Raw genomic sequence first — 11,974 nt, 5'->3', positions numbered from 1 at the left:
GCACACCCGGCCGGCACCCCCGGCCCCACCCCGTCCCACCGCGTGCCCGGCCCGTCCGGGGACCGCCACGCCACCACCGAAAGGCAAACCATGGCGTCCGTACCGCTGATCGACCGCTACATCATGGCCGCCCGGCTCAAGGGTTACCTGAACAAGCACGCCGACGCCGTCGCACTGCTCACCGAGGCGCTCGAACTCGAACCCGGCAACGTACGACTGCTGCGTTTCCGTGGCCACCGGCGCATCTCGACCGGTGACTACACCGGCGCCGTCGCCGACCTGACGACGGCCGCCGAGGGGCTGGCCGGTGTCGAGGACGAGTACGAGATGTACCAGCCCGAGGTGGAGAAGGACGTGGTCAGCCTCGTCCTGGGCCGACCGGAGGACGTACGGCCGCAGCACCTCGGCGAGAGGCAGGCGGCGGAGGACCCGGCGGAACTCGGCCGCTACCACACCACTCTGCACACCTCGGTCTGGTACCACCTGGGCGTCGCGCAGTACCTGCTCGGTGACTTCGCGGCGTGCCTGCCGTCGTTCCGCGAGGCGGAGCGCAGCTCGCGGCACCAGGAGGGCACCGTCGCCTCGCAGGACTGGCAGTACATGGCGCTGCGCCGGCTCGGCCGGCCGGCGGAGGCCGAGGAGGTGCTGGACCGGTTCCGCCGGATCGACCTCGTCGACGAGGACCACTACGTCGGCTACGAGAGCCGGATGCGGCTCTACACCGGCGAACTCACCGCCGACCAACTGTGGCGGATGGTGGCCGGCGACGACCTGCGCACCGCCACCCAGGGCTACGGCCTGGGCAACTGGTACTACTACCACGGCGACATCGAGAAGGCCCGCGAGACCTTCGACGCCGTCCTGCGTACGGGCGTCGCGCACGCGTTCGCCTATCTGGCCGTACAGGCCGAATTCTCCCGCAACCCCGATTTCGCCGGCGTGCCGGCGAGCGTGAAGGAGTGATCCGATGGCCACCATCCGTGTCGAACTCGGCGCCCGTGACCAGGAGACCCGTGAGGCGATCATCGCCGACCTGACCGACGTGATGGTCAAGTACGGCTCGCCGCGGGAGAGCACCCAGGTCATCCTCTACGAGATCTCGATGGACCTGTGGGCCAAGGGCGGAATCCCCTACAGCAAGCGCGCGGCCGCGGCCCGGGCCGAAGGGACGGCGTGAGTCACCCATGACAGGGCCGCATGTACTGATCAGCGAGAACCTGGCCGGCATGCGGCCCGGTCTGCTCGACCGCTACCCCGACTGCCGGTTCACCGCGGTGCCGGACGCCGGGCCGCTGCGCGAGGAGTACTTCGACGCGGAGGTGATGCTGCGCAGCTCGATGGGGGAGGAGATGTTCGACGGCATCCTCGCCCACGCGCCGAAGCTGCGCTGGGTGCAGATCACCGCGGCCGGCTTCGACTGGGTCGGCGGTGACCTCTTCCAGCGCCGGCTGGCCGAGGGGTTGCTCTACACCCGGTCGCCGCACTCCTACAACGTGCCGATCGCCGAGTACGTCATCGCGTCCGCGCTGCTGCACGCCCGGGCCTTCCCCGCGCTGCGGGAGGCGCAGGACCGGCACGAGTGGGTACGGCTGGTCGCCCGCGACTTCATCGGCAGCACGATGCTGGTCTTCGGCACCGGCTCGATCGGCGGCGAGGTCGCCTGGCGGGCCAGGGCGCTCGGGGCCCGGGCGATCGGTGTCAACCGCGGTGGCGCCGCCGTCGAGGGCTTTGACCGGGTGGTCCCGGCCGGCCAGGCCCTGGCCGTGCTGCCGGAGGCCGACTGGGTGGTGCTGGCGATGCCGCTCACCCCGGAGAACCGCTACTTCTTCGACGCGGAGCACTTCGCGGCGATGAGGGAGACCGCGGTCCTCATCAACGTGGGGCGCGGTGCGCTGGTCGTCGAGGACGCCCTCGTGGCCGCGGTCACCGGCGGCACGATCTCGGGCGCGGTGCTCGACGTCTTCGAGGAGGAGCCGCTACCGGCCGGGAGCCGGCTGTGGGAGCTGCCCCGCACGATGGTCACCCCGCACACGTCGTTCCGGGCGGCGGGCAACATCAACCGGCTCTACGAGGACTTCTGCGCGAACTTCGACCGGTTCCTCGCCGGTGAGCAGCCGGTCGGCTCCATGCGACAGCCCGAACTCGGCTACTGAACCACGCACGGTGCCCACCCGCCTCTCGGCGGGTGGGCACCGTCGTCTGTGGACTGTCCGGTTACCGGCGCCGGACGAGATCGCGGGCGGCGGCCAGGACACCGGCCTCCTGCAGGAGCACGTGCGCGGTCGCCGGCCCGAGGGGGACGTAGCTGTCGAGGCTGGTGACGCGGCCGACCGTACCGGCGTACCTGGCGTCCACCAGCGCGGTGACGACCGCCTCGGCGACCCCGCCGCTGGACCGGCCCTCGTCGACGACGAGGGTGTGCGGCACCCCGGCGACGGCGTCGAGCAGGCTCCCGGCCGGCAACGGCGACAGCCACTGGAGGTCGACCACCCGGGCCCCGATCCCGTCCCGGCGCAGCGTCTCGGCCACCCGCAGGCTCATCCGTACCCCGTTGCCGTACGTCACCAGCACCAGGTCGTCGCCGTCGCGGACCGTACGGACCCGGTCGAGCGGCCGCTCCGCCGCCGCCCACCCGTCCGGCGGCGTGTACGGCGCCAGCCACCCGCCGTCGCCCTCGGTGTGCAAATCGCGCTCGTGGTACAGCGCGATCGGTTCGAGGAAGACGCAGACCCGGCCCTCCTGCTCGGCCAGGGCGAGGCACTGCCGCAGCAGTGCCGGCGCGGTGGCCGGGTGGGCCGCCACCGCCAGCGCCAGGCCGGGGATGTCGCGCAGTACGGCCACCGAGTTGTCGTTGTGGAAGTGCCCGCCGAACCCCTTCTGGTAGGCCAGGCCGGCGACGCGGACCACCATGCCGTTGGAGTAGCGGCCGGCCGAGAAGAACCGCAACGAGGCGGCCTCGCCACGCAACTGGTCCTCGGCGTTGTGCAGGTACGCCAGGTACTGGATCTCCGGGATCGGCAGGGCCCCGGTCAGCGCGCTGCCCAGCGCGACACCGAGGATCGTCTGTTCGTCGAGCAGGGTGTCGAAGACCCGGGCCGGGCCGAACGCCTTCCGCAGCCCGCGGGTGACGCCGTACACGCCGCCCTTGCGGGCCACGTCCTCGCCGAACACCAGCGCCCGGGGCCAGGTGAGCAGCGCGTCGTGCAGCGCGGCGTTGATCGACTGGCCGAGCGTGAGCGGCGGGCGCTCCTCCGGTGGCTTACCGCCGAACGCCCGCTGCCGGCCCGTACCGGCGCGGGCCGCGGCGGCGCTCACCGCGGCCGGGCGCCGCCCGGTCAGCGGGGCCACGACGGCCTGCGGGCTGTCCAGTCGTTCGACCCGGCCGACCATGGCCCGGGCCTGCGCCATCACCCGCTCCCGGGTCGCCTCGTGGCGGGCCAGCGTCGCCGCCGGGTCCAGGATGCCGCGCCGGGCGAGCAGGGCCGCCGTGGCCAGGATCGGGTCGCGTACGTAGTCGGCGACGATTTCGCCCCGGGTGCGGTACGCCAACTCGGCGTCGGAGCCGGCGTGGCCCATGAAGCGGACCGTACGCAGGTGCAGCAGCACCGGCCGGCGCTGCCGGCGGACCCGGTGGGCCACGTCGGCGGCGGTGGTCAGCAGGTGTGCCGGATCGGTGCCGTCGACCGGCACGTACTCGATGCCGGGCAGCATCGACAGGGCCCGGCCGGTCCAGCCGGTGGGCGTGCGGGTGCTGATCCCGATCCCGTTGTCCTCGCACACCAGCAGCAGCGGCATCGGGATGCCCTGGTGCGCGCACCAGCCGGCCGCGTTCAGCGCGCCGACCGCGGTGGAGTGGTTGGCCGAGGCGTCGCCGAAGCTTGCCACCACCACGGCGTCGGCGGGGAACCCGCCGGCCGCCAGTCCCCGGCCGAGTGCGAACGCCATGCCGACGGCCCGGGGCAGGTGCGAGGAGATCGTCGAGGTCTGTGGCACGATCGCCAGCCCGTGGTGGCCGAACACCTTGTGCCGGCCCCCGGAGATGGGGTCGTGCCGCGACGCGGCGGCGGAGTGCAGCACGTCGGCGACCGGGGTGGTCCCGGCCACCTGGCCGGCCCGGGCCGCGTAGAAGCCGCCGGACCGGTAGTGCAGCAGCGCCGGATCGGTGGGGCGCAGGGCGAGGGCGACGGCGGCGTTGCTCTCGTGACCGCTGGAGCCGATCGTGTAGAAACCCTCGCCGCGCGATTGCAGCCAGCGCAGCGCGAGGTCGAGGTGCCGGCTCTCCAGTTGCGCGTCGAGGTATGCCAGCAGCAGCCGGTCGGTCGGGCCGGTCCCGTCCGGGCCGGGGGAGCCGGGCGGGGGAGAGCCGGTGGACCACTCGGTGAGGTGCCGGACCAGATGCTCGTCGACGGATTCCATCGGGTGTGCGTCCCGCCCCTCCCGGTCAGCGTCCGGCCCGGCCGCGCAGGCGCGGGTCCAGCGCGTCGCGGATCGTGTCGCCGAGCAGGTTGAAGCCCAGCACGGTGAGCATGATGCAGATGCCGGGCACCAGCGAGGGCCACATGGACATCTCCATGAACGCCTTGCCGGACGACAGCATCGAACCCCACGACGGCTGCGGCGGCTGGACGCCGAGCCCGAGATAGCCCAGCGACGCCTCGATCAGGATCGCGTACGCCAGGCTCGTGGTGAACTGCACGGCGATCGGTGCCACCGCGTTCGGCAGGACGTACTTGAAGATGAGGCGGGTGTTGCTCAGCCCGACCGCGCGCCCGGACTCGACGTACGGCTCCTTGACGATCGTCATCGCGGTGCCCCGCACGATCCGGGCGAAGCTCGGGATGAACACGATGATCAGGGCCAGGATGAGGTTCTCGGTGCCCGGCCCGCGGGCGGCGACGACGGCCAGTGCCAGCAGCAGGGTGGGGAACGAGAAGAGCACGTCCATCGCGGGGGTGATCACCCCGTCCAGCCAGCCCCGGAAGAACCCGGCGAGCAGGCCGAGGACGACGCCGATGATCCCGGCGCCGGTCACCACGATCAGGCTGACGCTCAGTGACGTCCGGGCGCCGTAGAGGGCCCGGCTGAGCAGGTCGCGGCCGGCCTCGTCGGCGCCGAGGAGGAAGGTTCCGCCGGGTGGCGCGAGGCGCTGGTTGGACATCGCGGTGGGGTCGTAGGGGGCGATCAGCGGGGCGAGGACGGCGGCGAGGGTCATGGTGACGACGAGGACCAGGCCGATCGCGCCGATCCGGTCGCGTACGAGGGCCTGGAGCAGGCGCATCCCGGGCCGGCGCCGGACCGGCGGCAGCGGTTGCGCGGAAGCGAGTTCAGTGACCACTGCGGAGCCTCGGATCCAGGTAGACGTAGATGATGTCGACGAGGAGGTTGACCACGACGTAGAAGAAGGCCAGGAAGAGCAGCGTGCCCTGGACCACCGGGTAGTCCCGCTGGGTGATGCCGCGGATCACCATGGTGCCCAGGCCCGGCCAGGAGAAGACCTGCTCGACCACCACGGTGCCGCCGAGCAGGGCGCCGGCCTGGATGCCCAGCACCGTGATCACCGGGATCAGGGAGTTGCGCAGGGCGTGCCGCGCGACGACGACGCGTTCGCTGAGGCCCTTGGCCCGGGCGGTGCGTACGTAGTCCTGGTTGAGGACCTCCAGCATGCTGGACCGGGTCATCCGCATGCTGATCGCGGCGAGGCTGGCGCCGAGGGTGACGGCCGGGAGGATGAGGTATTTCAGTTGGGTCAGGCCGCCCTCGCCGTTTCCGGCGCCCTGTGACGGCAGCCAGCCCAGGGTGACCGAGAAGAGATACACCAGCAGGATGCCGAGCCAGAAGTTGGGCACCGACAGGCCGATCAGCGAGGCCAGCCGGGAGCCGGCGTCCAGCAGGCCGTTGCGCCGGGTGGCGCTGAGCACCCCGAACGGGATCGAGATGAGCACCGAGACCACGAGGGCGGAGACGGCCAGCAGCATGGTGGCGGGCAGCCGTTCCAGGATCTCGTCCAGGACGGGCTGCCCGCTGCGCATGGAGGTGCCGAGGTCGCCGTGGAGCAGCCGCCCGAACCAGCTCAGGAACTGTTCGTGGATCGGCATGTCGAGGCCGAAGTACGCGCGCATCTCGGCCTCGAGCTTGGGATCGCTGAAGTCCTGACCCATGATGGAGCTGATGACATCGCCGGGGATCATCCTGATCACGAAGAACGAGATGACCGAGATGCCGAGTAGTACCGGCACGACCGCGAGCAGGCGGGTCAGGATGATGCGGGCCAAAGGGTCAACTCCAGACTGCGGGGTGAGTGTGACCCGCGGTGCTCGGGGGACTCAGTTCGTGGGTGTCACCGGCTCGTCCGCGTCGGCGGAGTCGTCGTCGCTGGCGATGTCGCGGGCCCATTCGTGGGCCCGCTTGGCGACCCGCAGGACCATGACGGAGCGGATCTCCATCACGCCGCGCAGGTGGCCGAGCCGCTCGGTGGAGAACCGGCGCATGTCTTCGCTGGAGGCGAAGTAGCCGACGGCGATGATGTCGAACTGGCCGGTCACGTGGTAGACGTAGGCCATTTCGGGCATCGCCGTCAGGGTCTCGATCAGTTCGTCGGTGGTGCCGGGCGCGCTCTGGATCTGGAACACGGTGTGCACCGGGCGCCCCATGAGGGGCGCGCTCGGGATGGCGGCGAAGTGAAGTTGGCCCTCAGTCACCAACCGGTCGACCCGCCGTCGCACGGAGCCCTCGGACAGCCCTACCTTGGCCGCGAGTGCCACGTTTGTCTGGCGGGCGTCCAGAACCAGTTCCCGGATGATGCTGCGGTCCTTCTCGATCGAGCTTTTCGACGCCATTCCGCCCCGTCTCAGATATCGCCGTACTTCGACGATTCGGTGAATCTAGACGACGATGATCGGATGTGCAAGACTCCCGGCTGACGAATAACGGCACTCGGCGAACAGAAAACAGAGGTTTCCGATGGCCTTGCTTGAAGTACGGGACCTGCGCACGGAGTTCGGCGCGGGACGCCGGGCGGTCACGGCTGTCGACGGTGTGTCGTTCACTGTGGACGCGGGGGAGATGGTGGCCCTGGTCGGTGAGTCCGGCTGCGGGAAGTCCGCGACCGCTCAATCGATCATGGGACTCATCGTTCCGCCGGCCGGCCGGGTCGCCGGCGGCCAGGTGCTTTTCGAGGGCCGCGACCTGCTCCGGATGAGCCCGCGCGAGCTGCGGGCGGTGCGGGGCAGCGGCATCGCGATGATCTTCCAGGATCCGATGACCTCGCTGAACCCGGTGCTGACGGTGGGCCGACAGCTCACCGAGTCGCTGACGCTGCACCTGGGGCTGCGCGGTGCGGCCGCCCGCGCCCGGGCCGTCGAACTGCTCGACATGGTCCGGATCCCCGCCGCCGCGACCCGCCTGAGTTCCTACCCCCACCAGCTCTCCGGCGGCATGCGCCAGCGGGTGATGATCGCGATGGCGCTGTCCTGCAACCCGCGCCTGATCCTGGCCGACGAGATCACGACCGCGCTCGACGTCACCATCCAGGCCCAGATCCTCGCCCTGCTGCGCGACCTCGCCGCCGAGACCCGCACCGCCGTCCTGTTCATCACCCACGACCTCGGCGTCGTCGCCGGCATGGCCGAGCGGGTCAACGTCATGTACGCCGGCCAGATCGTCGAGAGCGCCGAGACGGCCGACCTCTTCCGCCGCCCCCAGATGCCGTACACGTGGGGCCTGCTCGGCTCCGTCCCGCGACTCGACCAGGCCCGCGGCGGCCGGCTGCGCCCGATCGGCGGCCAGCCCCCGGAACTGTCCGCGATGCCGTCCGGTTGCCGGTTCGCGCCCCGCTGCGTGCACCGGCGGGACGTCTGCCTCGACTCGCCCCCCGGCCTCACCGCCCCCCGGGAGGCGTCCGAACGCGACCAACAGACCAGATGCTGGGGCACGCAGGACGCCTCCCACGGCGGCTGGCTGTCCACGAAAGACCGGTACGCCAGCCAACTCGTCGAGGAGAAATGATGTCCAAGGCACCGGCCGCCGCCGGCGACACGCTGGTCAAGACGGCGCACGACCCCACCGTGCTGGTCCGCGCCCGCGACCTCACCGTGGACTTCAAGGTCCCGGTACGCGGCGCGTTGCGGCCGGCCCGCCTGCGTGCGGTGTCCGGAGTGGACCTCGACATCCTGCGTGGCGAGATCCTCGGCGTCGTCGGCGAGTCCGGCTGCGGCAAGTCCACGACCGGCCGCGCCATCCTGCAACTGATCAGACCCAGCGCGGGAACCGTGACGTTCGACGGCGTCGAACTCACCACCCAGCGCGGCGGCCGCCTGCGTGCCATGCGCCGCCGGATGCAGATGATCTTCCAGGACCCGTACGCGTCGCTGAACCCACGGATGTCCATCGGCGAACTCATCGAGGAACCCCTGCTCGTCCACTCCGGTGGCTCCGCCACCGAACGCCGCGCCAGAGCCCTGGAGATCATGGACATGGTCGGCATCAGCCGCCAGTGGCACGGCCGCTACCCGCACGAGCTCTCCGGCGGGCAGCGGCAGCGGGTCGGCATCGCCCGGGCCCTGGTGAGCAGCCCCGAGTTCATCGTCGCCGACGAGCCGGTGTCGGCCCTGGACGTCTCCATCCAGGCCCAGATCGTCAACCTGCTGGAGTCGCTGCAGGAGGACCTCGGCCTGACCATGATGTTCATCGCGCACGACCTGGCGGTCGTCCGGCACCTCTGCGACCGGATCGCGGTGATGTACCTCGGCACCGTCGTCGAGGTCGCCGACTGCGAGAGTGTCTACACCCGGCCCCGGCACCCGTACACCCAGGCGCTGCTGTCGGCCGTACCGATTCCCGACCCCGACGTCGAGCGCGAGCGCGAGCAGCGCATCCTCACCGGCGACGTACCGAGCCCGCTCAACCCGCCCACCGGCTGCCGTTTCCGGACCCGCTGCTGGAAGGCCCAGGACGTGTGCGAGGTGACCCCGCCGGTCCTGGCCGGCGCGGGTACGGGCACCGGCCACCAGGTCGCCTGCCACTTCCCGGAGGACCCCGCCCCGAGCGGCCCGTGAAGCCCGGCGCGACGTCCTCGCGCCACCCGTGACGATCCCGCGACACCCTTTCGGAAGGACCGGCCGTGCCCCTGGTGACCCCCGCCGCCCCGTTGGACTACCTGGGCGTCGACGCCCTGGTCGACGACGAGACCCGCGACCTGCAGGCCGCCGTGCGGCACTTCGTCGACGAGCGCGTCCGCCCGCACGTCGCCACCTGGTTCGAGGACGGCCGCCTGCCGGCCCGCGATCTCGCCCGCGAACTCGGCGAACTCGGCGTGCTCGGCATGCACCTGACCGGGTACGGCTGCGCCGGCACCAGCGCCACCGCGTACGGCCTGGCCTGCCTGGAACTGGAGGCCGGCGACTCCGGCCTGCGTTCCCTGGTGTCGGTGCAGGGCTCGCTCGCGATGTACGCGATCTGGCGGTTCGGCTCCGCCGAGCACAAGCAGGAGTGGCTGCCCGCGATGGCCGCCGGCCGGGCGATCGGCTGCTTCGGGCTCACCGAACCGGACTTCGGCTCCGACCCGGCCGGGATGCGTACCCGGGCCCGCCGCGACGGCGACGACTGGATCCTCAGCGGCACCAAGATGTGGATCACCAACGGCTCCGTCGCCGACATCGCCGTGGTCTGGGCACAGACCGACGACGGGATCCGTGGCTTCGTCGTACCCACCGACACCCCGGGCTTCTCGGCCCCGGAGATCAAGCGCAAGCTGTCCCTGCGCGCCTCGGTCACCTCCGAACTCGTGCTCGACGACGTACGGCTGCCGGCCGACGCGGTGCTCCCCGGCGGGACCGGCATGGGCGGACCGCTGTCCTGCCTCAACGAGGCGCGGATGGGCATCGTGTTCGGCGCGCTCGGCGCGGCCCGGGACTGCCTCGAGACGACCATCGCCTACGCCCAGAGCCGGCAGATCTTCGACAAGCCGCTGGCGGCGCACCAGATCACCCAGGTCAAGCTGGCCGACATGACCGTCGAACTGGGCAAGGGCCTCCTGCTCGCACTCCACCTCGGCCGGCTGAAGGACACCGGGACGCTGGACCACCGGCAGATCAGCCTCGGCAAGCTGAACAGCGTCCGCGAAGCGCTCACGATCGCCAACACCTGCCGCACGATCCTCGGCGCGGCGGGCATCACGCTCGACTACCCGGTGATGCGGCACGCCGCCAACCTGGAGTCGGTGCTGACGTACGAGGGCACCTCCGAGGTGCACCAGCTCGTCATCGGGCAGACCCTGACCGGCCACGCCGCCTTCCGCTGACGCCGCCGCCCGCGCCGGGGAGCCGACGTTCGCTCCCCGACGACGGCCCCGGCGGCAGGCACACCTGGTGCCCATGAAGCGTTGTTGATCTGGGCGGGAGGGACCTTGTCCACGCTCGATAAGGTCCCTCCCGCCCAGATCAACCGCGTGAGTCCGACACACGCCCTAGATGAGGCCGTGCGCGAGCATCGCCTCGGCCACCCGCCGGAAGCCGTCGATGTTCGCCCCGGCGACGTAGTTGCCCGGCATGCCGTATTCCTCGGCGGTGGTGTGGCAGCGGGCGTGGATGTCGGACATGATCTCCCGCAGCCGCTGCTCGGAGTGGGCGAACGTCCACGAGTCGCGGCTCGCGTTCTGCTGCATCTCCAGCGCGCTGGCGGCCACCCCGCCGGCGTTGGCGGCCTTGCCCGGCCCGAACCGGACGCCGGCCTCGGCGAACGCGCGGACCGCGTCCGGGCGGGTCGGCATGTTCGCGCCCTCGACGACGATGGTGCAGCCGCCGTCGATGAGGGCCGCCGCCTCGGCCGCGCCGATCTCGTTCTGCGTCGCGCTCGGGAGCGCGACCTCGCACGGCACCTCCCACACCGACCGGCCGGCGACGAACGAGGCGTGCCGGCGGTGCGTCACGTACTCGTCGATCCGGGCCCGCCGGACCTCCTTGAGGTCCTTGAGCAGGTCGAGGTCGATGCCCTTGTCGTCGTGTACGTAGCCGGAGGAGTCCGAACACGCCACGACGGTGCCGCCGAGCTGCCGCACCTTCTCGATCGCGTAGATCGCCACGTTGCCCGACCCGGATACCACGACCCGCTTGCCCTCGAAGCTGTCGCCGGTGACGCGCAGCATCTCCTCGGCGAAGAACACCGTGCCGTACCCGGTCGCCTCCCGGCGCACCTGGGCACCGCCGTAGGTCAGCCCCTTGCCGGTCAGCACCCCGGACTCGTAGCGGTTCGTGACGCGCTTGTACTGGCCGAACAGGTATCCGATCTCCCGCCCGCCGACGCCGATGTCACCGGCGGGCACGTCGGTGTACTCGCCGATGTGCCGGTACAGCTCGGTCATGAACGACTGGCAGAACCGCATCACCTCACGGTCCGAGCGCCCCTTCGGGTCGAAGTCCGAGCCGCCCTTGCCGCCGCCGATCGGCATCCCGGTCAGCGCGTTCTTGAACAACTGCTCGAAGCCCAGGAACTTCACGATGCCCAGGTAGACCGACGGGTGGAAGCGCAGCCCGCCCTTGTAGGGGCCGAGCGCGCTGTTGAACTCCACCCGGAACCCGCGGTTGATGTGCACCTCGCCGCGGTCGTCCTCCCACGGCACCCGGAAGATGATCTGCCGTTCCGGTTCGCAGATCCGCTCGATGATCTTCGCGTCGGCGTACTCGGGATGCCGGGTCAGGGCGGGTACGACACTGTCCAGCACCTCGCGCACCGCCTGGTGGAACTCGGCCTCGCCGGGGTTGCGACGCACCACGTCGGCGAAGATCGTTTCCAGCCTGTCCCGCGCGTCGAGCCTGTCCCGTGCGTCGAGCCTGTCCCGTGCCGTCACCCGGTTCCTCCCGCGTCCGTCACCCATTTTCCCAGCTCAGACCCTACGACATCGGCGTACTCGGATCTCCTGCCGTGTGGGCACAGGTGGTAACGCGGATTCGCGTGTCGCGCGGGCGCCGCCCGGTGCCGG

General features: G+C 71.1%; 11 protein-coding genes. 6 read left to right on the top strand and 5 right to left on the bottom strand.

From position 1 onward, the window contains the following. The first annotated feature begins 90 nt into the window (after positions 1–90). From AB0M79_RS13840 to AB0M79_RS13830, 3 genes are read left to right on the top strand one after another with little or no spacing between them, the layout of a single operon-like run. Positions 91–963, top strand: coding sequence for a tetratricopeptide repeat protein (locus AB0M79_RS13840; protein WP_364212326.1), 873 nt, complete (start codon positions 91–93; stop codon positions 961–963). A 4-nt stretch (positions 964–967) separates the two neighbouring features. Continuing rightward, complete coding sequence (locus AB0M79_RS13835) at positions 968–1,177, top strand: tautomerase family protein (RefSeq protein WP_212819986.1); 210 nt, start codon at positions 968–970, stop codon at positions 1,175–1,177. 7 nt (positions 1,178–1,184) lie between these two features. Further along, positions 1,185–2,153: a D-2-hydroxyacid dehydrogenase gene (locus tag AB0M79_RS13830; protein WP_364212322.1), complete on the top strand. Its 969-nt coding sequence runs from the start codon at positions 1,185–1,187 to the stop codon at positions 2,151–2,153. Positions 2,154–2,214: 61 nt separating this feature from the next. Here AB0M79_RS13830 and AB0M79_RS13825 read toward each other — a convergent pair whose 3' ends face one another. Genes AB0M79_RS13825 through AB0M79_RS13810 form a run of 4 tightly spaced genes read right to left on the bottom strand, consistent with a single transcriptional unit; the run spans position 2,215 to position 6,836 of the window. Continuing rightward, positions 2,215–4,416 (bottom strand): thiamine pyrophosphate-dependent enzyme, encoded by a 2,202-nt coding sequence (locus AB0M79_RS13825; protein WP_364212319.1) that lies wholly within the window; start codon positions 4,414–4,416, stop codon positions 2,215–2,217. Positions 4,417–4,441: 25 nt separating this feature from the next. After that, positions 4,442–5,335, bottom strand: a complete 894-nt coding sequence (locus AB0M79_RS13820) for an ABC transporter permease (protein WP_364212316.1) — start codon at positions 5,333–5,335, stop codon at positions 4,442–4,444. Further along, on the bottom strand, positions 5,325–6,272 hold the full coding sequence (gene nikB / locus AB0M79_RS13815; RefSeq protein WP_364212312.1) for a nickel ABC transporter permease: 948 nt from the start codon (positions 6,270–6,272) through the stop codon (positions 5,325–5,327). Before nikB ends, AB0M79_RS13820 begins: the two co-directional genes overlap by 11 nt. A gap of 51 nt (positions 6,273–6,323) precedes the next feature. Then, complete coding sequence (locus tag AB0M79_RS13810) at positions 6,324–6,836, bottom strand: Lrp/AsnC family transcriptional regulator (protein ID WP_364212309.1); 513 nt, start codon at positions 6,834–6,836, stop codon at positions 6,324–6,326. 124 nt (positions 6,837–6,960) lie between these two features. Here AB0M79_RS13810 and AB0M79_RS13805 point away from each other — a divergent pair, with 124 nt between their 5' ends. The 3 genes from AB0M79_RS13805 to AB0M79_RS13795 all read left to right on the top strand — a co-directional run bounded on the left by AB0M79_RS13805 (position 6,961) and on the right by AB0M79_RS13795 (position 10,297). Next, entirely contained in the window at positions 6,961–8,004 is a 1,044-nt protein-coding gene (locus tag AB0M79_RS13805) for an ABC transporter ATP-binding protein (RefSeq protein ID WP_364212306.1), read from the top strand. Then, a complete protein-coding gene (locus AB0M79_RS13800; RefSeq protein WP_364212303.1) occupies positions 8,004–9,053 on the top strand; it encodes an oligopeptide/dipeptide ABC transporter ATP-binding protein in 1,050 nt (349 codons plus the stop codon). The genes AB0M79_RS13805 and AB0M79_RS13800 overlap by 1 nt, the downstream gene beginning before the upstream one ends. Before the next feature lie 65 nt (positions 9,054–9,118). Continuing rightward, entirely contained in the window at positions 9,119–10,297 is a 1,179-nt protein-coding gene (locus AB0M79_RS13795) for an acyl-CoA dehydrogenase family protein (protein WP_364212300.1), read from the top strand. A gap of 165 nt (positions 10,298–10,462) precedes the next feature. Here the strand turns inward: AB0M79_RS13795 and gdhA are convergent, their stop codons facing one another. Continuing rightward, positions 10,463–11,788, bottom strand: a complete 1,326-nt coding sequence (gdhA, locus tag AB0M79_RS13790; RefSeq protein ID WP_364212841.1) for an NADP-specific glutamate dehydrogenase — start codon at positions 11,786–11,788, stop codon at positions 10,463–10,465. Positions 11,789–11,974: the final 186 nt, after the last annotated feature.

Source organism: Polymorphospora sp. NPDC051019 (assembly GCF_040683055.1).
In the GTDB taxonomy this organism is placed as follows: domain Bacteria; phylum Actinomycetota; class Actinomycetes; order Mycobacteriales; family Micromonosporaceae; genus Polymorphospora; species Polymorphospora lycopeni.
Note: the sequence above shows the minus strand (reverse complement) of the source record. Positions and strands in the feature narration are given on the sequence as shown.